This window comes from Inquilinus sp. OTU3971 (assembly GCF_038440215.1).
This window is the reverse complement of the sequence record NZ_JASATH010000129.1, coordinates 1-23,505: the sequence shown is the minus strand read 5'-3', so window position 1 is coordinate 23,505 and position 23,505 is coordinate 1. Positions and strand designations below refer to the sequence as shown.

Annotated in this window: 26 protein-coding genes; 10 read left to right on the top strand and 16 right to left on the bottom strand. The window is 71.3% G+C overall.

Annotation, left to right across the window (positions count from 1 at the left end; translation table 11 throughout):
* Positions 1 to 190 precede the first annotated feature (190 nt).
* The 9 genes from sctR to AAHM41_RS26995 are packed head-to-tail and all read right to left on the bottom strand — an operon-like array spanning position 191 to position 7,082.
* A complete protein-coding gene (sctR, locus tag AAHM41_RS27035; RefSeq protein ID WP_342239708.1) occupies positions 191 to 847 on the bottom strand; it encodes a type III secretion system export apparatus subunit SctR in 657 nt (218 codons plus the stop codon).
* Entirely contained in the window at positions 840 to 1,913 is a 1,074-nt protein-coding gene (gene sctQ, locus AAHM41_RS27030; RefSeq protein WP_342239707.1) for a type III secretion system cytoplasmic ring protein SctQ, read from the bottom strand. The genes sctR and sctQ overlap by 8 nt, the downstream gene beginning before the upstream one ends.
* Positions 1,910 to 2,404 carry a type III secretion system stalk subunit SctO gene (sctO, locus tag AAHM41_RS27025; RefSeq protein WP_342239706.1) on the bottom strand — a complete coding sequence of 165 codons (495 nt, stop codon included), beginning with the start codon at positions 2,402 to 2,404 and terminating at the stop codon, positions 1,910 to 1,912. The genes sctQ and sctO overlap by 4 nt, the downstream gene beginning before the upstream one ends.
* Positions 2,401 to 3,762: a FliI/YscN family ATPase gene (locus AAHM41_RS27020; protein WP_342239705.1), complete on the bottom strand. Its 1,362-nt coding sequence runs from the start codon at positions 3,760 to 3,762 to the stop codon at positions 2,401 to 2,403. Before AAHM41_RS27020 ends, sctO begins: the two co-directional genes overlap by 4 nt.
* On the bottom strand, positions 3,759 to 4,364 hold the full coding sequence (gene sctL / locus AAHM41_RS27015; RefSeq protein ID WP_342239704.1) for a type III secretion system stator protein SctL: 606 nt from the start codon (positions 4,362 to 4,364) through the stop codon (positions 3,759 to 3,761). The genes AAHM41_RS27020 and sctL overlap by 4 nt, the downstream gene beginning before the upstream one ends.
* Positions 4,357 to 4,980, bottom strand: a complete 624-nt coding sequence (locus AAHM41_RS27010) for a SctK family type III secretion system sorting platform protein (RefSeq protein ID WP_342239703.1) — start codon at positions 4,978 to 4,980, stop codon at positions 4,357 to 4,359. The genes sctL and AAHM41_RS27010 overlap by 8 nt, the downstream gene beginning before the upstream one ends.
* Positions 4,977 to 5,741, bottom strand: coding sequence for a type III secretion system inner membrane ring lipoprotein SctJ (gene sctJ / locus AAHM41_RS27005; protein WP_342239702.1), 765 nt, complete (start codon positions 5,739 to 5,741; stop codon positions 4,977 to 4,979). Before sctJ ends, AAHM41_RS27010 begins: the two co-directional genes overlap by 4 nt.
* A gap of 54 nt (positions 5,742 to 5,795) precedes the next feature.
* Positions 5,796 to 6,314 carry a hypothetical protein gene (locus AAHM41_RS27000; RefSeq protein WP_342239701.1) on the bottom strand — a complete coding sequence of 173 codons (519 nt, stop codon included), beginning with the start codon at positions 6,312 to 6,314 and terminating at the stop codon, positions 5,796 to 5,798.
* A gap of 57 nt (positions 6,315 to 6,371) precedes the next feature.
* Positions 6,372 to 7,082, bottom strand: coding sequence for a hypothetical protein (locus AAHM41_RS26995; RefSeq protein WP_342239700.1), 711 nt, complete (start codon positions 7,080 to 7,082; stop codon positions 6,372 to 6,374).
* A gap of 480 nt (positions 7,083 to 7,562) precedes the next feature.
* Here AAHM41_RS26995 and AAHM41_RS26990 point away from each other — a divergent pair, with 480 nt between their 5' ends.
* The 7 genes from AAHM41_RS26990 (at position 7,563) to AAHM41_RS26960 (ending at position 13,954) form a co-directional block, all read left to right on the top strand.
* Complete coding sequence (locus AAHM41_RS26990) at positions 7,563 to 7,730, top strand: hypothetical protein (protein ID WP_186002643.1); 168 nt, start codon at positions 7,563 to 7,565, stop codon at positions 7,728 to 7,730.
* 111 nt (positions 7,731 to 7,841) lie between these two features.
* Positions 7,842 to 8,825 (top strand): SctD/MshK family protein, encoded by a 984-nt coding sequence (locus AAHM41_RS26985; RefSeq protein WP_342239699.1) that lies wholly within the window; start codon positions 7,842 to 7,844, stop codon positions 8,823 to 8,825.
* A 24-nt stretch (positions 8,826 to 8,849) separates the two neighbouring features.
* On the top strand, positions 8,850 to 9,221 hold the full coding sequence (locus tag AAHM41_RS26980; protein ID WP_342239698.1) for a hypothetical protein: 372 nt from the start codon (positions 8,850 to 8,852) through the stop codon (positions 9,219 to 9,221).
* Between the two features lie 5 nt (positions 9,222 to 9,226).
* Positions 9,227 to 9,562: a hypothetical protein gene (locus AAHM41_RS26975; protein ID WP_342239697.1), complete on the top strand. Its 336-nt coding sequence runs from the start codon at positions 9,227 to 9,229 to the stop codon at positions 9,560 to 9,562.
* The gene (gene sctV / locus AAHM41_RS26970; protein WP_342239696.1) at positions 9,559 to 11,658 is read left to right on the top strand and encodes a type III secretion system export apparatus subunit SctV; all 2,100 of its coding nucleotides are present in this window, start codon (positions 9,559 to 9,561) and stop codon (positions 11,656 to 11,658) included. Before AAHM41_RS26975 ends, sctV begins: the two co-directional genes overlap by 4 nt.
* Before the next feature lie 8 nt (positions 11,659 to 11,666).
* A complete protein-coding gene (locus AAHM41_RS26965) occupies positions 11,667 to 13,268 on the top strand; it encodes a type II and III secretion system protein family protein (RefSeq protein ID WP_342239695.1) in 1,602 nt (533 codons plus the stop codon).
* An 8-nt stretch (positions 13,269 to 13,276) separates the two neighbouring features.
* Positions 13,277 to 13,954 (top strand): CpaD family pilus assembly lipoprotein, encoded by a 678-nt coding sequence (locus AAHM41_RS26960; RefSeq protein ID WP_342239694.1) that lies wholly within the window; start codon positions 13,277 to 13,279, stop codon positions 13,952 to 13,954.
* 31 nt (positions 13,955 to 13,985) lie between these two features.
* On the opposite strand, the gene AAHM41_RS26955 is transcribed toward AAHM41_RS26960, so the two are convergent.
* Both AAHM41_RS26955 and AAHM41_RS26950 read right to left on the bottom strand, forming a co-directional pair.
* Positions 13,986 to 14,753, bottom strand: a complete 768-nt coding sequence (locus AAHM41_RS26955; protein WP_342239693.1) for a tetratricopeptide repeat protein — start codon at positions 14,751 to 14,753, stop codon at positions 13,986 to 13,988.
* Positions 14,754 to 14,900: 147 nt separating this feature from the next.
* Complete coding sequence (locus AAHM41_RS26950; protein ID WP_342239692.1) at positions 14,901 to 15,458, bottom strand: YcbK family protein; 558 nt, start codon at positions 15,456 to 15,458, stop codon at positions 14,901 to 14,903.
* A gap of 251 nt (positions 15,459 to 15,709) precedes the next feature.
* Between AAHM41_RS26950 and AAHM41_RS26945 the strand changes: the two genes are divergently transcribed.
* Positions 15,710 to 16,315, top strand: a complete 606-nt coding sequence (locus AAHM41_RS26945; RefSeq protein ID WP_342239691.1) for a CDP-alcohol phosphatidyltransferase family protein — start codon at positions 15,710 to 15,712, stop codon at positions 16,313 to 16,315.
* On the opposite strand, the gene AAHM41_RS26940 is transcribed toward AAHM41_RS26945, so the two are convergent.
* The 5 genes from AAHM41_RS26940 to aepX all read right to left on the bottom strand — a co-directional run bounded on the left by AAHM41_RS26940 (position 16,306) and on the right by aepX (position 21,767).
* Positions 16,306 to 16,728 (bottom strand): DUF2141 domain-containing protein, encoded by a 423-nt coding sequence (locus AAHM41_RS26940; RefSeq protein WP_342239690.1) that lies wholly within the window; start codon positions 16,726 to 16,728, stop codon positions 16,306 to 16,308. The two genes, AAHM41_RS26945 and AAHM41_RS26940, sit on opposite strands and share 10 nt — an antisense overlap.
* The gene (locus AAHM41_RS26935; RefSeq protein WP_342239689.1) at positions 16,725 to 17,831 is read right to left on the bottom strand and encodes a 2-aminoethylphosphonate--pyruvate transaminase; all 1,107 of its coding nucleotides are present in this window, start codon (positions 17,829 to 17,831) and stop codon (positions 16,725 to 16,727) included. Before AAHM41_RS26935 ends, AAHM41_RS26940 begins: the two co-directional genes overlap by 4 nt.
* Positions 17,828 to 18,829, bottom strand: a complete 1,002-nt coding sequence (locus tag AAHM41_RS26930) for a lysylphosphatidylglycerol synthase domain-containing protein (protein ID WP_342239688.1) — start codon at positions 18,827 to 18,829, stop codon at positions 17,828 to 17,830. Before AAHM41_RS26930 ends, AAHM41_RS26935 begins: the two co-directional genes overlap by 4 nt.
* Positions 18,826 to 19,995, bottom strand: a complete 1,170-nt coding sequence (gene aepY, locus AAHM41_RS26925) for a phosphonopyruvate decarboxylase (RefSeq protein WP_342239687.1) — start codon at positions 19,993 to 19,995, stop codon at positions 18,826 to 18,828. The genes AAHM41_RS26930 and aepY overlap by 4 nt, the downstream gene beginning before the upstream one ends.
* A 77-nt stretch (positions 19,996 to 20,072) precedes the next feature.
* Positions 20,073 to 21,767 carry a phosphoenolpyruvate mutase gene (aepX, locus tag AAHM41_RS26920; protein WP_342239686.1) on the bottom strand — a complete coding sequence of 565 codons (1,695 nt, stop codon included), beginning with the start codon at positions 21,765 to 21,767 and terminating at the stop codon, positions 20,073 to 20,075.
* A gap of 111 nt (positions 21,768 to 21,878) precedes the next feature.
* Between aepX and AAHM41_RS26915 the strand changes: the two genes are divergently transcribed.
* Together AAHM41_RS26915 and AAHM41_RS26910 are read left to right on the top strand one after the other, a co-directional pair.
* Positions 21,879 to 22,637 carry a phosphocholine cytidylyltransferase family protein gene (locus AAHM41_RS26915; RefSeq protein WP_342239685.1) on the top strand — a complete coding sequence of 253 codons (759 nt, stop codon included), beginning with the start codon at positions 21,879 to 21,881 and terminating at the stop codon, positions 22,635 to 22,637.
* Between the two features lie 2 nt (positions 22,638 to 22,639).
* Positions 22,640 to 23,428, top strand: coding sequence for a phytanoyl-CoA dioxygenase family protein (locus AAHM41_RS26910; RefSeq protein ID WP_342239684.1), 789 nt, complete (start codon positions 22,640 to 22,642; stop codon positions 23,426 to 23,428).
* Positions 23,429 to 23,505 lie beyond the last annotated feature (77 nt).

Below are 23,505 nucleotides of genomic sequence, written 5' to 3'. Positions count from 1 at the left end.
GGGGGGGCTGGGGGAGGGGGCTGCGCGCGTCCGCGCGCGAATGGGCAGAGAGCGGAACTCGCTGTCCGAGTCGGTTCGCTCCAATTCAGGCCGGATCGAACTGAGAGAACCCCCTCCCCCTATCCCCCTCCCGCGAGGGGAGGGGGGACTCAAAAAGCGATATATGGATGCGACCGGACCCATCGCCGCCTCAGCTGCTGTAGCTCAGGATCAGGCCGTGCAGCAGGCGCGACCAGCCGTCGACCATGACGAACAGGAACAGCTTGAACGGCACCGAGATCGCCAGCGGCGACACCATCATCATGCCCATCGCCATCAGGATCGCGGAGACGATCAGGTCGATGACGATGAAGGGCAGGTACAACAGGAAGCCGATCTCGAAGGCCCGGGTCAGCTCGGAGATGACGAAGGACGGGATCAGGATGACCATGTCGTTCGGCGTCGCCGCGGCGCTGGCCTCCTGCGGCCATACCCGGGCGGTGGCGGAAAGCAGGAAGTCGCGCTCCGCCGGGTCGGTGAAGCGCATCAGATAGGCGCGCACCGGCTCGATCGCCGACTGGATCACCGCCTGCCAGTCCTGGATGCTGCGCAGCCGCAGCGCCGGGTCGCTGACCCGGGAATAGACCTCGGCGAGCACCGGCCCGGTGATGTAGATCGTCAGCATCAGGGCGATGCCGTACAGCACCATGTTCGGCGGCGTCTGCTGGATGCCGAGCGCGTTGCGCAGCAGCAGCATGACCACCGAGATCTTCAGGAAGGCGGTCAGGGTGACGACCAGGAACGGCACCAGGCTGACCAGCGTGACGATGCCGAGAAGCGGCAGGACATCCGGCGGCGCCTCATTCATCGCCGAACAGCCGCACCACGCGTACGCCCAGCTCGTCCTCGATCCGCACGATCTCGCCGCGGCCGATGCGCCGGCCGTTGGCGACGATGTCGACCGCCTCGCCCGGGTCGCGGCCGAGCGGGATGACCGCGCCCGGGGCCAGGCCCTGCACCGCGGCCAGCGGCAGCTCGCTGCGCCCCAGCTCGAACACCAGCGTCACCGGAAGCTGGTCCAGCCGCTCCGCCGGCGGCGCCGCGGCATCGCTGTCGGGATCCGCCATCCATCCTCCTCCATCCTGCAGGGCCAGGGGCCGCCGCGGCCCCGCGACCGTGACCGTAGCGCGGTCGTGCTTCGCCGCATGCGACCAGCCCTCGCCATAGACCACCAGCGCCTCGCCGGGCCGGCAGGCGACATCGGGAAAGACGACGTCGCCGGGCGCGACCCCCTCGAGCTCGGCCAGGCTCAGGCGCACCGCGCCGATGCGGACGGCCAGCGACACCGGCAGGCCGGCGCAGGGCGCGGGCAGGGCCGGCGCGGCGTTGATCAGACGATGCAGGGCGGGACGGGCGGCGGCGTCGGCGGCGAGGTGCAGCGCCGTCTCGGCGAAGGCGTGGCGGATGGCGACGGCGCAGTGGAAGGCGGGCGCGAAGGCCGGCGCCGGGCCGATGCTCTCGATCGCGATCGATACCCCGGCCGCCGCTTCCAGTGTCGGCAGCAGCTCCGACAGCACGGCCTCCAGCAGCAGCGCCGCCAGCTCCGGCTCCAGCTCGGCGACCGGCAGCCCCGCGGCCTCCGCCAGCGCCTGCTCGACCAGCAGCGGCGGCACCAGCAGCACCAGGCGTCCCGGGCCGAGGCGGAGAGTGATCGCGGTGCCGCCGGCGTCTGGCGGGGCGAGGGTTGGGGTGATCGCGAGCGGCGCCTCGATCTCCAGCCCGCCGATCCGGACCGGCACGGGCGTGCAGCGCCGGGCGACGGCATTGGCGTCGCCGGCCTGCTCGATGGTCAGCCGCGGCGGGTCGTAGGAGCGGGCGGCGGGATCCGAAGCCAAAGGATCCGCCGCGCGGATCCGCGGCGCGGCGGCGGTCATGGCCGGCCTCCGGATGGGCTGGGCGGGGTCAGGCTGGCCTCGTCCTCGGCGGCGACATCGTCGCGGATCTCGGCGGCCTTGCGCCGGGCGGCGCCGCGGCGCTCGCCCAGCCGATCGAGCCGGTCGGCATCCCGCCGCCGCTGCCGCCAGGCCTCGCGCGCCGCATCAGTGTCGGCCTCGGCCCGGCTGGTCTCGGCCCGGCGTTCGCGTACCGCGGCGTCCTGGCGCCGGGATCCGGCGGCGAGCTCCGACACCCGGTCGCCCAGCCGCTCCAACGCGTCGACCATGGCCGGCTTCTCCAGCGCCGCGGCGTAGAGCCGGCTCTCCTGCGCGGTGCGGTGATCCTCATAGGCGGCGCGGTCGGCCTCGGCCTGCTGCTCCCGCGCCTCGGCGGCGGTCAGGGCGGCGCGCTCGCGGCCCAGGCCCTCGGCCGCCAGCTTTTCCCGGTCGCGCCGCAGGCGGCGTAGCTTGTCGAGAGCGTCGGGCTTCATCGGCTCAGCCGCTCCAACTGCTCGCGGGTCCGGGCGAAGGGCGTCGCCTCCTCGAAATCCTGCTGCAGGAAGCGCCGGATGTCGCCGATCTTGGCCACCGCCTCGTCGGCCAGGGTGTCGGCACCGGCCCGGTACTCGCCGACCTGCAGCAGCAGCTCGATATCGGCATGCTTGGCCATCAGCCGGCGCATCTGCACCGCGGCGCGGCGATGGCCGGTGTCGATCACCGCATCCATCACCCGGCTGCGGCTGGCCAGGACGTCGATCGCCGGGAAGTGGCCGGCGCTGGCCAGGGCCTGCGACAGCACGACGTGGCCGTCCAGCAGGCCGCGGGTCTCGTCGGCGATCGGGTCGGTCTCGGCGTCGCCCTCGACCAGCACGGTGTAGAAGCCGGTGATCGACCCCGTCGCCGCCGGGCCGGCGCGTTCCAGCAGGCGCGGCAGCATGGCGAAGAAGGAGGGCGGGAAGCCGCGCCGGGTCGGCGGCTCGCCGGCGGCCAGGCCGATCTCGCGCACGGCGCGGGCGAAGCGGGTGATGCTGTCCATCAGCAGGGCGACGCGCATGCCCTGGTCGCGGAAATACTCGGCGATGGCGGTGGCGACGAAGGCCGCCTTGACGCGCTCGATCGCCGGGCGATCGGAGGTGGCGGTGACGATCACCGCCCGGCGCAGCGCCTGCGGCCCCAGATGGCGGTCGATGAACTCGCGCACCTCGCGGCCGCGCTCGCCGATCAGGCCGATGACGATGGCATCGGCCTCGGCACCCTTGACGATCTGCGCCAGCAGCGAGGATTTGCCGGTGCCGGGCGACCCGTAGATGCCGATGCGCTGGCCCTCGCCGCAGGTCAGCAGGCCGTCGATGGCGCGGATGCCCAGCGGCATCGGCCGGGTGATCAGCGGCCGCAGCAGCGCCGGCGGCGCCTCGGCGTGCAGCGGATAAGTGCTGTCGGTGTCCAAGGGCCCGCGCTCGGCGATGTCGAGCGGCCGGCCCAGGCTGTCCAGCACCCGGCCCAGCAGGCCGGGGCCGACGCCGAGCCGCAGGGCGCGGCCGGTCGGGATCGCCTCGGTCCGGGTCGACAGGCCCTGCAGGCTGCCGATCGGGGTCAGCACCGCAGCGCCGTCGACCAGCCCGACCACCTCGGCCAGGATGCTGTGGCCGGTCTGAGGGTCGCGCAGCTCGCAGATCTCGCCCAGTCGCGCGTCGTTGATCTCGGCATGGACGGTGACGCCGATCGCCTTCACCACCCGGCCCTTGACCGGGCGCGGATCGGCCTCCTCCAGCCGCCGGCGCAGCGCCTGCAGCGGGTCGGCCCGCAGCTGCAGGCCGGGCACGGGGCGGGGCAGGGCGTCCGGGCTCATGGCGCCGTCTCGCCGGGGCGGGTCCGCCGCAGCGCGTCGCGCAGGGCGCGCAGCTGGGCGTCGATGCCCAGTTCGACATGGCCGTATTTGGTCACCATCACGCAGGTGTCGGCGGCCAGGCCGGGATCGGATTCGACCGTCACCCGGCGGCCGATATCGGCCAGCGCCGGGTCGGCCAGCCGGCCGCGCAGCGCCTCGACCATGTCCGGCGCCACCCGCAGCGTCGCCGCATGGTCCAGCCGGGACTGGCGCAGCGCGTGGTCGACCGCCTGCAGCAGCAGATCGCGCCGGTCGAAGCGGCCGAGGATGCGCTCGATCGTGTCCTGCACCAGGTCGGCCAGGGTCTGGTCCAGCCCGGCGAGGTAGCGGTCGATCTGCAGCCCGGTCGCGGCCACCAGTGCCGCAGCCTCTTCGCGGGCGGCAGCCAGCCCCTCGGCATGGCCGCGCTCGCGCTCGGCGGCGAAGGCGGCGTCCGCCTCGGCCCGCAGGCGCGCGGCATGGGCCTCGGCCTCGGCCAGGTAGCGCCGCGCATCCCGCCACTGGCCAAGCGGCTCGGCCTTCATGACAGGGCCGCCGCGGCGGAAGGCCGGGGCCTCAGCCATGGGGCGCGACCGCCTGCGCCGCGGCCGCGAACAGGGCGGCGGCGCGGGGCCGCTCGGCCGGCGGCGGCCCGCCATCGGGCCAGCGCTCCGGCGCCAGCCGCAGCCGCAGCCTTTCGCCGACCGCCGGGCCAGCCTCGCCGCACCAGGCCGCGAGGCACAGCAGGCCGGCGCGGTCGACCGCCGCCTCGACCGGCATCGTGTCCAGCCCGGCCAACGCCGGGACCGGGCCCTTGTGGCCGAGGCCGAAGGCGTAGGCGTCGGCGCCGATCAGGCCGGTGACGCGGCGGATCTCGGCGCCGAGGACGATGGTGCGCAGCCGCGCCGCCACCGCCACGGCACCGGCATGGCGGAGGACGCGGTCGAGATCGCCCGGCGCCATGCCGGCGATGCGGGCGGCATCGCCCGGCCAGGACGCGGCGTCGCAGGGCGCGAGGTTCAGGCGCCGGCGCAGCAGATCCGACAGGCGCGACCGGAGCCGTGGGGTGTCGAGCAGCCGCCGGGCCGCCGCCTCCGGCAGGCCCGGGAAGGCGCGGCCGAGCTGCGCCGGATGGGCGTGCAGCGCCACCGCCCGGTCGAAGCGCCGGAGGGCCAGCCGGTCCGCGATCGTGCGGTTCATTCAGCCGCCGCCGGAGCGGTGCCGTCGCGGCGGCGCCAGATCCTCCAGCCGACGGTGCCGGCGGTGGCGACCACGGCCAGGGCGACCAGCGCCAGCAGCCCCTGCAGCCACGGCGCGCTGGAGCGGTGTACCCAGAAGCCGGCGACATTGGTCAGGGGGTCGGTGATCGGCGGCGTCGCCGACTCCGGATCGGTCGGCAGGAACACGACCGAGACGTTCTCGTACAACAGGCCCTTGATGCCGTTCGCCACCAGCATCTTGATCTCGGGCGTCAGCTTCGACAGGTCGACATCGGCGCGATGGCGGATCACCACCGAGGCGGAGGAGGGGCTGGACGCCGCCTTCAGTCCCTCATTGTCCGGCAGCACGACATGGACGCGGGCGGAATAGACCCCGTCGATCTCCGAGATCGTGCTCGACAGCTCCTGGCTCAGCGCATAGATCAGCCGCGCCTGCTCCTCGACCGGCGAGGAGACCAGCCCCTCGCCTTTGAACAGGTCCGGGATCTTGGCGTAGCGCTCGCGCGGATAGCCGTTGCGGCGCAGCACGTCGACGGCGTCGGCGAACCGGTCCTCCTCGACCGAGACGACCAGGCCGCGGTCCTTGATGACCTCGCGCTCGGCCGGGATGCCCTGGTGCAGCAGGATCGCGACCATCTCATTGGCCTCGCGCTCCTGCAGGCCGCTGTAGAGTTCGACCTTGCAGGCGGCGAGCAGCAGCAGCGCGGCGAACGCGAGGGGCTTGACCCAGGGGTTGAGCAATTCCGGTCGACCTTTCTGAGATCCTGTCCAAACCCGCTGGGGCGGCCGGCGCGGCTACCCGCGCAGCAGGGTTTCCGGAACGTTGCCCAACTGCTTGGAGGCGGTGGTGACCAGCGTGGTCCGCAGCACGCCGTTGCTGAACTCCCGCGTCGCCTGCCGCATCTCGCGCATCTCCGCCCGGAAGTCGACCTCTCCGGCCTGCTGCGCCGGCCGCGCCGCGGCGGGCCCCGGCTGCAGGCTCGGCCTGGTCGTGGCGCCCGGGGCCGTCGACGATGCCTGCAGCGTCGTGGCGGGCTGTGGCTCGGTGAGCTTGGCGCCGAGGGATGTCGTGTCCTTGTGGAACTGCTGCAGCGAGTTGAGCAGCTGGTCGCCCATTGCCGCCGGGTTCGCCAGCAGTCTGGCCTTCAGGTTCGGCGCGTAGTCGGCGACCGATTTGTGCGCCGGCTGCAGCGGCAGGGCGTAGTCGAAGACGTTGGCCGCCTTCTGATCCAGCGGCAGGGCGACGGGCGTGATCGCGGCCTTGGGTTCGATCAGCGCCGGCGCCTGGAGAACGGAGGGCGAGATGACAACCATGGGATCAGCCTCGGCTCGTGAAACGGGTCTGGACTATGGGGTGGTGTCGCGGCCGGGTCATGATCCGGGCTTCCCGGTGCGGCCGCGCACGATCGTGGTCTGGAACTGATAGGCCTGCTGCAGCGCCTGCATGGTCTCCTTGACCAGGGCGACGTAGCGGGGCGGCCCCGACACCAGCGCGACATTGGCGCTGGCCAGCGGCCGCGGCGGGAAGCGGGGGTCGTCGAGCTGCAGGCTGGCCAGCGACGCCTGCAACTCCTCGAATCGGATCGCGCCGAGGGGCAGCATCTCCGACACCGCCTCCTCGACCGTGGTCACGTACAGCACCTGGCCGTCATAGTACCATTGCAGGCCGAAGCTGGCGGCGAGCTGGTCGAGCAGCTTTTGCGGCGTCAGCTCCGGCAGCCGGCCGCGCACCCGGCCGGAGACCTTGTCGCTGACCTTGACCGGGATATCGAGGTTGCTGCCGAAGGCACCCAGCACGTCGCGCACGTCCTGGTCCAGGACGACATAGGGGTACGGCTTGTCCGGCCAGGGCAGGGCACGGCGGCCCTGGCCCGCGGCCAGATCGGCCGGGGCCGGCGTCACGACGACGGTCGGCGCAGGGGTGGCTGGTGCGGTCACGACGGCCGGGGCCGGGGGGGCGGGCTGCTGCGCCGCCGCCGTTCCGGCCGAAAGGGGAAGCAGGACGGTGAACGCGAGCGCGACGGAGCGCCGACGAGACTTGTCGGACAATACTCCTGTCAGCCCTCTGGTCCTGATCGCCATCCCCGCCTGCATCAAGACTTCCCGCCGATATGTCCGAGATCGTCGACCCGCCTAGTTCTTATAACGCCGCATAGCCGGAGGTGCAAAAGCCAATCCAAACATCTGGTCCGCCTGAAACGGGCGGCTGACCGTCCAGACGCCAAGCAGACCTAAACGCTTAGACTGGCAGCAAGGTTCCCGGCTTTTTGTTAAAGTTCTGTTGAACAGGTGTGGGGTTGAAATCCGAATGCACTGAGACATTGAAGTGCTTGACCTGACGGCAGTTTGCCGCATAGTCGAGTAGTAGTTTCGAGGGGCGGGGGGACCTTGGTGTCGAACCGACGTTGGGTCGTGTTGGCCAAGGCGGCGGGATTTAGGATTGTTTGGCCCGGGCGCTGGCGGGGTTCGGCGAATCGGTGTGCCAGATCAGGCCATGAGGCCCGCACTTCATCCGTGTTCCGACTTTGTCAATCTTGAGCGTTCCACAAGGAGGAATGGGTTATGGCTTCGACTTCCGGCAACGGCAACGTCTCTGATATCCAGCAAGAAATGGCCAAGATTCGCGAGCAGAACAAGCAGGACACGATCGACACTGCACGGGAAACCCAGAAGAACCAGCAACTGGACAAATGGGCCCAGGCGCTGTCGGACGCCGCCCGCAAGGGCTGAGTCCGGACGTCGCTCCGGTTCCTGAGCTTCATCGCTGTCAGTCTGGCGAGCGCGGCCGGTCCCGGCTGCGCTCGCTTTCGCCACTGATCGAGGCGCCTCGTGGGGTGGGCCATGCTCTCGAAGTTCAAGGCGTTTTTCTCTGACAGTCCTCTCCAGGGGCCGCTCCAACGGCTCTTCCCGCAGTCGCCCTCGGTCACGCTGTTCGTGCTCGAGGGGCCGAACGCCGGCACTGTCCAGAAGCTTGCTCCTGCCGCCTACCGGGTCGGCAGCGGGCTCGATTCCGATATCGTCCTGGCCGACGAGACCCTGGCCCCGGTCCATGCCCTGATCGACATCGGCCGCCATCGCGTGCGGGTCGAACCCCTGGCCGGCGCCGTCGCCGTGCCGGGCCGGACCGGGACGACGGAGCCCGGCGGGGCCTTGACCCTGCCGCTGCCGGCCGAGTTGACGCTGGGATCCTCGCGCATCGTCTTGCGCAGCCCGGTCGAGGCGGCCGTCGGCGGCTCGCGACTCCGCGCCGTCACCGTGACCATCGCGCTGCTGGTGATTCTCGGCGGCCTGTCCGGGATCGCGCTCTCATCCGGCGGGTCGGGCTCCGACGCGCCGGCGGCCGGCCAGTCTGCGGCGCCCGAGGCCGGCAAGCCGGTGGTGCAGACCGCCGCGCTGGCGCCGGTCGTGCCGCGGCAGCAGACGCCCCAGGAGGCGCTGCAGGACCGCATCGACGCGGCCCGTCTCGAAGGCGTGACCCTCTCGGCCAAGGGCAGCCGCATCGTCGCCTCGGGCCGGCTCTCGGCGGCTGACATGGCGCAGTGGCGCGAGATCCAGGCCTGGTTCGACCGCACCTTCGCCGCCTCGGCCCTGCTGTCGTCGGAGGTGGCGACCGGGGCGGGCAGTGGCGCGCCGGAGATCGTGATCCAGGCGGTCTGGACCGGCGACAACCCCTATCTGATCACCCACACAGGCTCGAAGTATTTCGAGGGCGCGGATCTCGGCGGCGGCTGGTCGGTCGACAAGATCAGGGCCGATGCCGTCACCCTGCGCAGCCGGGCTGGGCAGAGCTTCGTGATGGTCCTGACCGACCCCGCCAAGCCTTAGGGACGCCGGGAGGGGGGAATCGAGATGACGACGATCCAGTCCCGCACCGAGCCGCTCGACAGCGTCCGGGCCGGCCAGCAGCCGGACGGCATCGCCGGGCGCCCGGTCACCGCCGCCGGCGCGCCGGTGCCGCGCCGGGCCGGGTCGGTGCGCGGCCGGCGCGACCGGGCCTCGCGGCTGCGCGAGGAGCTGCTGGACTACATCCGCCCGGCCACGGCCGGAGCGATCCATGCCACCCCCGGCGGCCAGGCCGAGACCCTGGCCGACATCCTGGACCTGCTGCAGGCGGAGGCGCCGGACGACCGGCTGGCCCGCTGGGGCAGCGCCGTGCTGCTGCAGGAGCTGCGCAAGCACGACCTGCTGCGCGCCCGGCTGAACGACCTGATCGGCGGGTGACGCGGATGACGCAAGTCCAGCGCGACACGCTGCACCGCCTCGTCTTCGACTATCTGCGGCACGGCCAGAACCGGCGGGCGCTGGCCCTGGCGATGCTGCTGGCCTCGCGCGACGACGAGGCCGATCCGGCGGCGCTGCGCGCGCTCGCCGTCGCCCTGCTCGCGGTCGGCCGCCCGGGCCAGGCGATCGAAGTCCTCGACCGGCTCGACCGGGAGGAGCCGCCGGCCGCGGCGCGGCACCTGCTGCGCAGTCGGGCACTGCACCAGCTCGGCGAGATCGAGGCGGCGCGGCGCGCCTTCCGCGACTATCTCGATGCCCCCGACCGGCGGGTGGCGGCATGACAGCGCGCGCACGCTGGCAATCGGCCCTGACCGCCGCCGCGGGGCGGCAGGACCTGATGATCGTGGCCCTGCTGGTCGCGACCATCCTGCTGATGATCCTGCCGCTGCCGACGCTGCTGGTCGACGCACTGATCGCCTGCAACATGACCTTCGCGGTCCTGCTGCTGATGGTGGCGGTCTATCTGCGCAGCCCGCTCGAGCTGTCGGTGCTGCCGTCGGTGATCCTGATCGCCACGGTGTTCCGGCTGGCGTTGTCGATCGGCGTCACCCGCCTGATCCTGATGGATGCCGACGCCGGGGCGATCATCCAGACCTTCGGCGAGTTCGTCATCGGCGGCAGCCTGGCGATCGGCCTGGTGATCTTCCTGATCATCACCGTGGTCCAGTTCGTGGTGGTGGTGAAGGGCGCCGAGCGCGTGGCCGAGGTCGCGGCCCGCTTCACCCTCGACGCCCTGCCCGGCAAGCAGATGAGCATCGACGGCGAGCTGCGCTCGGGCGACATCGACCTGGCCGAGGCGACGCGCCGACGGCAGACGCTGGAGAAGGAGAGCCAGCTGTTCGGCGCCATGGACGGCGCCATGAAGTTCGTGAAGGGCGACGCCATCGCCGGCCTCCTCATCGTCGCGGTCAACCTGATCGGCGGCCTCGCCGTCGGCATGCTGCAGCACGGCATGTCGCTGGGGCAGGCGATGCATGTCTACTCGCTGCTGACCATCGGCGACGGGCTGGTGTCGCAGATCCCGGCCCTGTTCGTCGCCATCACCTCCGGCACCATCGTCACCCGCGTCACCACGGCGGACAGCAGCAATCTGGGCGCCGACATCGCCCGCCAGATCGGCTCCAACAACACGGCGCTCCTGATGGCGGCGGGCGTGGTCGCGATGCTCGGCTTCATCCCGGGCTTCCCGACCCTGATCTTCCTTGCCATCGCCGCGGCCATGGCCGGCGTCGTGCTGCTGCGCCGGCGCCGCACGCTGCGCGAGGCCGGCGCCACGGCGCAGGAGGAGGCCGCTGCCTCCGAAGCCGCGGCGGCCGACGAGACCGTGACGCTGCATTTCGGCCCCGACCTGGCGGCCGGGCTGGGCCGCGCCAAGGCCGAGCAGTTGGCGCGGGACGTGGCGGAGGAGCTGGCGCAGGCGCTGGGCGTGCCGTTCCCGGCCGGCCGCGTCGGACCCGGCGGGACGCTGCCGGCGGACGGCTTCCGCATCGACATCGACGGCGTTCCGGTCGAGGCCGGGACGGCCCGTCCGGGCCGGATCCTGCTGCGCGACGACCCGATGCATCTCGACCTCCTCGGCCTTGCCGCCGAGACCGGCGAAGGCCCCGGCGGCGCGGTCCAGCACTGGATCGACGTCAAGCATGAGGCGGCGCTGGCCGAGGCCGGCATCGGCCATGCCACGGCGGAGGAGATCGTGGCCGAGACGCTGACCCGGGCGCTGCGCCGCTACGCCCCGCACTTCCTCGGCATCCAGGAGACCCAGGCCTTCCTCAAGGGCATCGAGGCGACGCGCAGCGACCTGGTGCGCGAGGCCCAGCGCCACCTGTCGGTCAACCAGGTCGCGGATGTGTTCCGCCGGTTGCTGGAGGAGGGGATCTCGCTGCGCAACCACCGGCTGGTGCTGGAGACGCTGGCCGAGTGGGGGCAGAAGGAGCAGGACGTGATCCTGCTGGCCGAATATGTCCGCGGCGGGCTGAAGCGGCAGATCTGCCACGCCCATGCCGACGAGCGGAAGGTCATCCATGCGCTGATCCTCGACCGCAGTGCCGAAGAGGCGCTGCGCCAGTCGATCCGGCAGACCACGGTCGGCGCCTATCTCGCCCTGCCCGAGGGCCAGGCCGAGGAACTGGTCGACACCATCCGCGGCCATCTCGGCCGGGTCGTCGCCGGCGGCCGGCCGCCGGTGATCCTGACCGCGCTCGACACCCGCCGCTTCCTGCGCCAGGCCCTGGCTCGCAACCATGTCGAGGCGTCGGTGCTGTCCTATGCCGAGATCGCTTCGGACTACACGGTGCAGCCGGTGGCGGTGGTCCGGCTGACCGGCCGTCGGGTCCGCCAGGACGCCGAGGCCGGGGTCGACCGGGCCGCCGCGGAGTGAGGGGGAAGATGGACCAGTCACGATCCCTGGCCCGGTTGCGTCACGCACTCGCGGCCATGGCTGTCCTGGCCGCGGCCCTTGCCGCCGGTGGCCCGCTCGCACAGGCCCAGGCCGAGCCGTCGGGCATGACCGTACAGCCGCTGCCGCCGCAGGCCCAGGCCGTGCCGGCGACGCCCGGCGCGACGGTGACCCCGACCGAGGACATCACCGCCATGCGCGCGCCCGCCACGGCGCCAAAGATCGTCACCCTGCCGCCGGGCGCGCCGGCCGATCCGCCGCCGCAGGCGACGCCGGCGATGCAGCCGCCGCCTTCGCTGCAGCCGGGCCAGCCGACCATGCAGGTCTCGCCGGCGCCGCCGCGGCAGCCGGCCCAGCCGGCGCTGACGCCCAGCCGGTCGATGATCGAGATGAAGGTCGGGCAGGGCAACCTGCTGACCTTCGCCCTGCCGGTGCAGACCGTGCTGGTGGCCAATCCGAACGTGCTCGACGTCGAGATGGTGTCCGCCCGCTCGGCCTATATCTACGGCGTGTCCTCCGGCACCACCAACCTGTTCGCGCTCAGCAGCGCCGACCAGGTGGTGGCGGCGGCCAATGTCCGGGTCAGCCAGGACGAGACCGCGGCCCAGCGCGAGATGATGCGGGTGGCCCCGGCCAGCGGCGGCCAGATGGGCTACATCCAGGACCGGCCGGTCACCACCGGCACGGTGGCCGATCTCGGCAGCGCCATGAAGCTCGACGCCCTGGCCCAGCAGCTCGGCACCAATTCCGGCGGGGCGATGAACCTGAACACGGTGCGGGGCTCGCAGCAGGTCGGCATCCGCGTCCGCTTCGCCGAGGTCCAGCGCAACGCGGTGGAGAATCTCGGCATCAACTGGCAGGCGATGTTCGAGATCGGCAAGTTCAACATCGGCCTGGTCAGCAGCGGCATTCCTGCGGTGACCGGTCTGCCCGGCACCGCCACCGCCGGCTACCACAGCGGCGGCTACAACGTCGACGCCGTGATCGACGCGCTGCAGCGGGAGGGGCTGGTCAGCATCCTGGCCGAACCGACCCTGACCGCGGTCAGCGGCGAGACCGCGAACTTCCTGGCCGGCGGCGAGTTCCCGATCCCGGTGCCGCAGGGCAACGAGACGGTGACGATCGAATACAAGCAGTTCGGCGTGTCGCTGTCCTTCGTCCCGACCGTGCTGCCCGGCGAGCGCATCGCCATGCGGGTGAAGCCGGAGGTCAGCGAGCTCAGCGACGACGCCCGGGTCGAGAGCGACGGCGTCTCGGTGCCGTCGCTGATCGTGCGCCGGGCGGAGACCACGATCGAGCTGGCCTCGGGCCAGACCTTCGCGCTGGCCGGCATGTTCCAGCGCAACATGTCGAACGTGGCCGACAAGATCCCGGTGCTCGGCGACATCCCGATCCTCGGCAAGCTGTTCCAGTCGAGCCGGTACAAGCGCAACGAGACCGAGCTGGTGATTCTGATCACCCCGTTCCTGATGCAGCCGGCGGACACGCCGAAGGCGGTGGCGGTGCCGGCGCAGCGCACCGAGCCGACCGTGCGGCGGGTGCGCCAGTCCCCCTCCATGACCGGCGGCAGCGCCGGCTTCGTGCTCGAATAGGACGTGCCATGAGGTTCCCGATCCAGCATTTCGCGGCCATCGCCCTGGCCGGTGTCCTGGCCGCCTGCGAACACGAGATCCCGGACTGGCCCGACGACGGCTACACCACCCTGTCGACCCCCATGGCGCATCCGGTGCTGTTCGCGCCGCAGGCGTCGAGCCTGAGCGCGACCGAGCGCGCCCGGCTGGTCGAGTTCGTCCGCGGCGCCGGCCTGACTCCCGGTGCATCGGTCACCGTCGCCGCCGGCGGCCCGAAGGCGGCGGCGCGGCAGCAGGCGGTCGCGGCGGTGGTGCGCAGCGCCGGGCCCTACAGCATCTCCCTGGTCAACGATCCGTCGGCCTCCGACACGGTGCAGGTGGCGGCGGCCGGGCAGCCGGTGCTGTGGCCGAAGCGCTGCATGAACCCCGACGGCTCGCTGCCGGAGGACCTGCCGCTGGGCTGTGCCAGCGACCTCAACCTGGCGCAGCAGGTCGAGCGCAAGAGCGACCTGTTCCGGGGCCGCCAGATGGGGCCGGCCTTCGCCAACCCGTCGGTCCGCGCGGCCGAGCGCTATCTGCAGCTCGGCGGCGACGACCGGACCGATGGCGGGACCGATTCGAGCAGCGAGAACGGCCAGGCGGGCATGGTCCTGCCGCCGGCGGCGGCCGGGTCCGGCACCACCGACATCTCGGGCGCCGCCCAGTAGCCGGGGGCGGCACCGGTGCCGCGACCTTGGCTCAGCCGATCGTGCCGATCGCCTGGGCCCGCCGGACCGGGTCCTTCATGCCGCGGATCCGGCGCGCCGCGTTGAGCAGGTTGCGCGCGTCCTTCGCAGGCAGGACCGCGTCGGCCACCTTGCGCGCCTCCTGGGTCTTGCCGTCCATCGCCAGGACCAGCGCCAGGTTGCGCTGCTGCACCGCGGTGGCGTCCGGCGCGGCGGCGGCCTCGCGCATCACCCGCACCGCCTCGCCGGTGTTGCCGGCCAGAGCGTAGGACAGGGCCAGGTTGGTCTTCAGGCTGACATTGGCAGGCTCCTTGACCAGCGCCTTCTGATACAGCCCCTGCGCCTCTTGCGGCCGGCCCAGCAGGGCCAGGGCAGTGCCTTTCGCCAGCACGGTGGAAACGTCGTCCGGCTTGCGGGCCAGCGCCTGGTCGAGCACCGCGATCGCCTCCTGCGGCTTGCCCTGGGCCAGTTGCACCTTGCCCAGGCCGCGCAGGGCGTCGGCGTTGGTCGGCTCGATCGCCAGGGCGGCGTGGTAGTAGCTGGCGGCCCGCACCGGATCGCCACCCTGCAGCATCGCGTCGCCCAGCTTGATCATCGGCTGCGGATTGTCGGGGTCCTCGGTCGCGGCGCGCTGGTAGAAGGTGACCGCGGTGTCCGGGTCACCCGCGGCGCGGATGCTGTCGCCCATCCGCAGCAGCGAGGTCGTCGACGATTCGCCGCAACCCGCGACGATTAGGGCGAGGCCGATGCCGGCGACGGCTCGGGTGAACGGGAACGGCATGGCGGCGGGCTCTCCGTTGAGAAAGCGAGTCCGGGGCGCCTCTGGCGGGCGCGCCTGCGCGGTCACGCATGGCTGGAACATGGATAGGACGATCGCGCCGTGGCGTCGACCCCGCGATTGGGAATCGGGTCCCCGATCGCGGCGGGGTCAGCCCTGCCAGGTGCGCAGGTTGCCGGAATCGATATGGGTGAAGCCGGGATACTGGCCGACACCGCCGATCTGCAGCGCCATGGCGCAGCCGACGAGCTGGCTCGGCGGGACCTTCTCGAAGGTCAGGTCGATGGCCCGGCCCGCCATGTGCAGGGAGTTGCGGGCCGTGCCTTCGAGCGAGGAGTTGGTCTTCAGCGTGCGATAGCCGGAATTGACCGTCGCCTTGCCGCTGAAGCCGGCGCGCTGGGTCACGGCGCGGATCACCGCCAGCGCCCAGAACAGCCGCGGGTCCATCTGCACGCTCGCGTGCTGCCGCCAGTCGCGCAGGAACCAGTCGAGCTTCTGCAGTTCCACGACGTCATAGCCGGCGGCGCCGTAGAACCGGCCGGTATAGCTCTCGCCGGTGTGGGCGTGGCCGAGTTCGAGATAGGGCTCGACCCGGTTGTGCACCTCGTCCAGCAGCGAGCCGGGCCGGGCGGCCGGGGGCAGGGCGTAGGCGGCAGGTCCGGCCAGGGCCATGCCGCCGACAACGCCGAGCGCGGCGCGGCGAGTCATAGTCGGCCCCAGAGGCCGGGAAGGTATGGACGCAGTCATGCTAAGACAGCCTCGGCAGGCAGCGGAACCCAGCGCGACGTCTATATCATGTCGCAGGACCGGCGACGGATTGCAATCGCGTCGGCGTATGGAGACGCATCGCCGGTTCGACGCGTCGGCATAGCCGGACCGGTTGCCTTGCTTTCGGCGTGATGGTTTAGAAACCTGGAGACGGGCGCCCCCGGGACGGGCGCGGAGACAGCAGACTTAGGATGAGCCACGACACCCTGATCCACCGCATCGTCCGGCCGGCCGTCCGGCGGATCGCATCGACCGGCGTCACCCCGAACCAGCTCACCACCGTTCGGCTGGTCACCGGCGTGGCGGCGGCGGTGGGCTTCGCCTGCGGCGGAACCTGGGCCGATCTCGGTGGAATCATGTTCCTGCTGTCGATGCTGTTCGACCGGGCCGACGGCGAGCTGGCCCGCCAGACCGGGCAGATGAGCCCGGGCGGCCACCGCTACGATCTGTGCGTCGATTGCCTGTGCGACGCGATCGCCTTCATCGGCATCGGCATCGGGTTGGCCCTGGCTGGCGGTCTCGGCTTTGCGCCGGTCCTGCTCGGCGCCGCCGCCGGCATCGGCATCGGCGTGCTGTTCTGGCAGCTCAACGTGACCAAGGTGATCGAGCTGTCGCGCTATGCCATGCGCCATCGCGGCGTGGTGGTCGACCCCGACGACGCCTTGGCCCTGGTGCCGGTCTTCGTCTGGCTCGGCCTGGCCTGGCCGATGCTGATCGCGGCGGCGGTGATCACCCCGGCGGGCGCGGCCTGGCTCGGCGTGCTGGCGCGGCGGCCGAAGCCGGCGGTTCAGAAATAGCGCAGGTGGAGGGTGATCAGCGCCGCGCGCGGACCGACCGTGAAGGCAGCGTCCTTGAAGTCCGGCGGGGCGAAGAAATAGGAAGGGTCACGGGAGAAGGCGACGCCTTCCTCCGGCACGCCCAGCAGGGTGCGGTCGATCTTGTGGTTGTCGTTGACGTCCTGATAGCCCTGGGCGGCGTAGACGCCGGGGGCGACGTTCTCGATGACCACGGTCGCCTGCGGAATCGCGGCCGGCGCGGTGCCGCTGTAGGGGCAGTCATCCCCCAGGAACTTGTCCTGCGGGCACAGCGACATCCGGATCGTGCCCTTGGCTTCCTTGATATTGGCCACGACGATCTCGACCGTCGCCGCCGACGCCGCGGCGGCGCCGAACCCCACAAGGGCGCAAGCGAGAAGGGCGAGGATCTTCATCGGCGCAACTCCGACAACGCGTCCTCGACAGCAACGAGCAGAGCCTGGAAATCGTTGCGATCGAGGGCCCCGATGCAGCCGATGCGGAAGCTGTCGGCCCGGGTCAGCTTCCCTGGATAGATCAGGAAGCCGCGCGCGGCCAGCGCCTCGTAGAAGCGGTCGAAGGCGAAGCGCGGGTCGTCCAGCGGGTGGAAGGTGGCGATGATCGGCGCCTGCACCGCCGGGTCGAGGAACAGGCGGAAGCCCAGCCGGGCCATGCCGGCCGCCAGCGTGTCGAAATTGTCCTGATAGCGGCGCAGCCGGGCAGCCGGGCCGCCTTCGGCCTCTAGCAGGCGCAGCGCCTCGACCAGCGCCGCCACCACCTGCACCGGCGGGGTGAAGCGCCACTGGCCGTTGCCTTCGAAGCCGCGCCATTGGTCGTGCAGGTCGAGGCTGAGGGACGGGCTGTTGCCCTTCGCCGCCGCGATCGCCTGCCGCTCGACCAGGGCGAAGCCGAGGCCGGGCACGCCCTCCAGCCCCTTGTTGCTGGAGGCCAGCACCGCCGCCGCTGGTATGGTCGAGAGATCGATCGGCAGCGCGCCGAAGCTGCTCATCGCGTCCAGGATCAGCGCCCGGCCGTGTGCGGCGACGACCGCGGCCACCGCCTCGAACGGGTTCAGGATGCCCGAGGTGGTCTCGCAATGGACCAGGGCGACATGGGTAATGGACGGGTCGGCCGCCAGGGCCTGCTCGACCTGTTCCGACTCCACCCGCCGGTCCTCCGGCCAGCGCAGGGCTTCGACCTGTCGTCCCAGGCGGGTGGCGATCGCGATCATCCGCTCGCCATAGGATCCATTGGCCAGCACCAGCAGCTTGCCTGTCGAGGGCAGCAGCGTGGCGATCGCGGCCTCGACGATGAAGGTGCCACTGCCCTGCAGCGGGATCGCGACATGGCTGGCCTCGGCGCGGGCGACGGCCAGCAGCCGCTGCCGCAGCTCCGCCGTCAGGACGATGAAGGCGCGGTCACGCGAGCCCCAGTCGCGCAGCATGGCCCGGCGGGTCTCGATCCGCGTGGTCAGCGGCCCGGGGGTCAGCAGGGCCGGTTCGTCCGGGGACCAGGTCATGACGACGCCTCCGAGGCGGCGCGGGCGCGGCGGCGGCGGGCCAGGTGGCGGCCCTCCATCGCCTGCCAGGCCATCAGGCCGGGCACGCCCAGCGCAATCTCGCGGATCCGGCGGATCAGCGCCATGGCCACGGCGCTGTGCGGCGGGATGCCCAGCAGGCCGCAGATGACGATGAAGCCGCCTTCCTGCACGCCGAGGGCCCCGGGCACCAGCACCCCGGCCACGCGCACCGCCTGGGCCAGGCTCTCGATGATCACCGCGTCGCGCAGACTGGCGTCGAGGCCCAGCGCCCACAGCGTCGCCCAGATCTCCAGGCAGCCGAGCAGCCAGGAGACCAGGTGATGGCCGCCGGAGGTCCAGACCCGGCGGGCATGGTCGCCATACAGCGACACGATCGAATCATGCAGGCCGGAGACCTCGCCCAGCGAGTCCCAGCCGAACCTGTCGGCCAGGCGGATCAGGGCGCGTTCCAGCACCTTGAACATGCCGAAGCGCTGGGCGCCGATGAACAGCACCACCAGCACCAGCCCGACGCTGGCGCCGGCGATGATCCATGGCGTCATGGCGCCGTCATGGGCGCCGAGCAGCAGCAGCCCCAGGCCGAAGACGGTGAACACCACCTGGCTGGCCATCTGCGTCGTCAGGTCGACGACGATGGCGGCGCCCGACCGGTTCAGCGGGACGCCGCGCATCGCCAAGAGGCGGGCGGTGATCAGCTCGCCGCCGATCTGCGCCACCGGCAGCAGCGAATTGATCGCCTCGCGGATCCAGCGCAGCCGGATGAAGAAGCTCAGCGGCGGCACCGGCCGCTCCGGCACCAGCACGCGCCAGCCGAGCGACGAGAACAGGAACTGCGGGAAGTGCAGGGCGATGACGGCCAGGATGCCCCAGCCGGCGCCGGCCAGCGCGGCCCAGATCTCGGCCGCGCCGGTCAGCCAGACCAGCACGACCGCGACCGCCAGGCCGACGGCGATTCCGATGCAGGCAGGCCATTTCATGATGCGGAACCGGCACCCGTTGCCGCCGGGCGCAGGCCGGCGAGGAAGTCTTTGAACCGGCGGGCGACATCGGCCGGGGCGACGGTCGGCCGGCCCAGCTTGTCCATCGACCCGGGGGCGATGCGGACATGGATCAGCGCCGGCCGCGGCGCCTCGGACGCGGCGCGGAACGCGGCCTCGAACCCGTCCAGGCTGGCGCAGGAGGCGGCGAACTGATAGCCGCAGGCCAGCGCCACGGCGGCGAAGTCGACCGAGGCGGAGACGGTGGCCTGGCCGCCGGTCGAATCATGCACGCCGTTGTCGAGCAGGATGTGGATCAGGTTGCCGGGCGCCTGGGCGCCGATGGTGGCGAAGGTGCCCAGCTTCATCAGCGCGGCGCCGTCGCCATCCAGCACCACCACCGGCGCCGGGGTGTTCAGCGCCACGCCCAGCGCCATGCCGGAGGCGCCGCCCATCGACCCGACCTGGTAGATGTGCTGCTTCCGGTCGGCCAGGGTGAACAGCTCGCGCCCGGCCTTGCCGGTGGTGGCGACCACGGCGGTGCGATCGTCGGTCAGGGCCAGGAAGCGCTCCAGCACGGCGGCCCGGCTCGGGCGCGGCCCGGCCTCCGGCCAGTCGGCGCGACGGCCGGGACGGGGCAGGGAGAGCGGCGCCGCCTGCAACTCCTCGTCCCGCACATCGCCCTTCTTCATGATGAAGGCGTAGGGCAGGCCTTCGGTCATCCGGGCGGCAGCCTGGTCCAGCGCCGGGCCTAGCGCCTCCAGCGTGGCCGGGAAGGCGGCCTGCGGCACCTCGATCAGCTCCAGCAGGTCCTGGGTGATGCGGCCCATCACCTCGTGCTGCGGTTCGTCCGGCAGGCCGGGCTGGCCGCGCCAGGTGGTGACGAACAGCGTCGGGATGCGGAACGGCGCGTTCAGCGAGGTCAGCGGGTTGACCGCGTTGCCCAGGCCGGAGTTCTGGCACATCACCACGGTCCTGCGCCCGGCCAGCCAGGCGCCGGCGGCGATCGCCACCGCCTCGCCCTCGCTGGCGGCGCCGACATAGGTCAGGGCCTGGCTCGACAATACGCCATTGATCAGCGGGGTCAGGAAGCTGCACGGGACCCCGGTGTAGAAGTCGTGGCCGCGCGCCTTCGCCGCTGCGATGAACTCGTCTGCGGTGATCATGCCGGTTCTTCTAGAGCGCGATCGGCCTGGAGGGAAGCGGCGCGCGGACGCATGGCAGGGTCGCGCGCCGCGGCTCCTCAGGTGAAGTTGCGCGCGTCGGCCAGGTCGCTCAGCGTGTCGACATCCAGCCAATGGGCGGTGAAGTACTGCACCGCCACCGGGTGGCGGGCCGCCAGCCGGGTCAGCAGCAGCGGCAGGTCGGCCGTCTCCAGCAGCCCCTCGGCCTCGATCCGGTCGATCTCCTCGCGCAGCCAGACCGAGCCCTGGGCGCTGAACCGGGCCAGGCCGATCCATTCGCCGCTGACCTCGCCGGCCGGGATCGATTCCGACATCGCCTTCAGATGCACCGGCGTGTCGTCCAGGTAGCTGCCGGAATAGGGCCGGTCGGCGGCGACCAGGTCGCGCAGGGTCTTCTTCGGCTGCTTGACCGACAGGCTCATGGCGTCGACCGCCAGGACGATGTCGCCCTCGCTCGACATCAGCCCGTCCAGGATGTAGCGGCGGAACAGCACGTCGCCATAGGCCACCACCGTCTCGCCCTCCAGCGCCTTGCGCGCCTGGGCCAGGGACCAGACCTCGCCGGTCTCGTCATAGCGGTCGTTGTCGACGGTCTTGATCCCCGGCACCACCACCGCCTCCTTGCGGTAGCCGCGGACCACGGTGACGTCCTTCAGGCCGCTGTCGCCCAGGGTCGAGACCAGGCGTTGCAGCAGCGACTGGCCGCGCACGTCGATCATGCATTTCGGCTGGTCGCGGGTCAGGTCGTCGCCCAGGTCGCCGCGCGACGCCGCGAGCACCACCGCCTTCGGCGCCGCCTTGCCCGGCAGGTAGCGCCGCTCCGCCGTCTCCAGCTCGGCATTGCCGACCAGCGCGAAGATGTCGCGGACGCTGGCGACCCGGCCCTCGACCTCGCGCAGCGACTGGTCCTCGAAGATCCGGTGCGCGGTCTCGCGCATCGCCGTGATCGAGGAGCGCAGCAGGTGGTTGGCCCAGATCACCGTCGAGATCCCGGCCTGGCGGAACAGGTCGGTCGAGGTGGCGTAGTACATGGTCGGCACGATCACCACCGGCGACCGGTTGGCCCAGCGCTCGGTGAACTCGAAGATCTCGTTCGCGGTCGACTTCTTGGAATGGATCAGCACCGCGTCGGCACCGGCGGCGTGATAGGCCTCGGCGCGGCGCAGCGCCTCCTCCATGCCGCGGCCGGAGATCAGCGCCTCGATCCGCGCCACCAGCACGAAGTCGTCATCGGTCTGGCTGTCCTTGCCGGCCTTGATGCGGCCGCAGAACTCGTCGATGTCCGCCAGTGGCTGGGCCTCGCCGATGAAGGAGTTGGTCTTCGGGAACAGCTTGTCCTCGATGCAGACCCCGGCGATCCGCCGCTCGCACAGCTTGCGCACCAGGCGGCGGACATTGTTGAAGTTGCCGTAGCCGGTGTCGCCGTCGACCAGAATCGGCAACCGGGTCGCGTCGGCCATGTATTCCAGCACGTCCAGCACCTGGGTCCAGGACGCCTCGTTGCTGTCGCGCAGGCCCAGGCTGGCCGAATTGGTCAGGCCCGAGGCCCAGATGCCGCGGAAGCCGGCTTCCTCGACGATCTTGGCGGACAGGCCGTTATGGGCCTCCATCAGGAAGGACAGCGTGGGGGAGAAGATCTCCTCGCGCAGCGCCGCGAACACCGTCTTCGGGCGGGAGGCCGGGCCGGAAGATCCGGCATCGGACGGGCCCGTCAGGGCGGTGTCGTCGAGAGCCTTCATCGCATCTTCACTCATGAACCGGATGTCCGGGTTGCGGAATCTCGGCCGCCCGACGCCTTGCCGGGCCGGCAATTCGGCCTGTATCTTCGTTCGACTTCAGAAAAATGCAACCGGAGCATCACGGTCTTGTCATACTCGGATGGGCGGGCAGCCACCGCGATCATCCTCGCGGCCGGGGTCGGCCGACGCCTGGGAACGGCCGCCGGCGGCCCGAAGATCCTGCTCCGGTTCGGCGGAAAATCGCTGCTGGAACGGCATATTGCCGCGCTTCACGCCAATGGCGTCGAGGACATCTGGATCACCATCGGCCATGAGGGCGACTCGATCCGGCGCGAGATCGACCGGCTCGGCCTCGGCGGCCGCATCGGCTTCGTCGAGAATCCGCGCTACCGCGAGGGCAGCCTGGTCTCGCTCTGGGTCCAGCGCGAACAGCTGGCCACCGGCGCGCCGGTGGTGCTGATGGATGGCGACGTGCTGTATCCCGAGCCGATGATCGGCCGCCTGCTGGACGGGGCGGCGGAGAACGTGCTGCTGGTCGACCGCGAGATCGAGCCGGGTGACGAGCCGGTGAAGATCTGCTTCCGCGGCGACACCATCGTGGATTTCCGCAAGAAGCCCGAGCACCAGCATGACTGGCATGGCGAGTCGGTCGGCTTCTTCCGCTTCTCGCCCGACATGGCCCGTGCGCTCGGCGACCGCACCGACTGGTATGTCCGCGAGGGCATCACCACTGTTGAGTACGAGGAAGCGATCCGCGACCTGATCCTGGCGCATCCGCACCGGTTCGGCGTGGCGGATATCAGCGACCTGCCCTGGACCGAGATCGATTTCGACGTGGATGTGGCCCGCGCGCAGCGGGAGATCCTGCCGCAGCTGGAGCATTGAGAATGCCCGATTCCCTGCTCGCTGGTGCCACCACCGGCCCGCTGTCCGCCGAGGACCTGGCGGCTTATGCGCGCACCGGCTGGGTCGCCGCCCGCGGCTTCTTCGACGCCGCCGAGACCGCGGCGATCACGCGCTGGACCGAGGAGCTCAGCGCCATGCCCGAGGAGCCGGGCAGGCACATGGTCTATTACGAGCCGAGCCTGCTCGACCCGTCCAAGCGGGTGGTGCAGCGGATCGAGAATTTCTGCCCCTACCACGCCGAGTTCGACGGGCTGGTGCGGTATGGCCGCCTGTTCAAGGCGGTGGAGCAGCTGCTGGAGGCGCCGTCCTGCCTCTACAAGGAGAAGATCAACTTCAAGATGGCGGGCGGCGCCGGCTTCGAGCCGCACCAGGACCAGCAGGCCGGCTGGTCGCGCTATGCCCCGATCTTCCTGACCGTGATGGTCTCGGTCGACCGCGCCACGGTCGAGAATGGCTGCCTCGAGATGGCCGACATGCCGCGGCTGACGGAGCTGATCGGCGAGGAGTGGAAGCCGCTGACCGACGCGCAGATGGCCAGCTTCAAGCTGGTGCCGGTGCCGACCGAGCCGGGCGACGTGCTGTTCTTCGACAGCTATGCGCCGCATGCGTCGAAGCCGAACCTGACCGGCGCGGCGCGGCGGATCCTGTACCTGACCTACAACCGCCTGGTCGATGGCGACCACCGCGAGCGCTACTTCGCCGAGAAGCGCGCCAACTTCCCGCCCGACATCGAGCGCGAGCCGGGCAAGGAGTACAAGTTCCGGGTGTGAGGCCTGTTTTGGCTTCCTTTTTTGTCATTGCCGGGCTTGACCCGGCAATCCAGAGAGCGTCGACATCTTCTGGATGC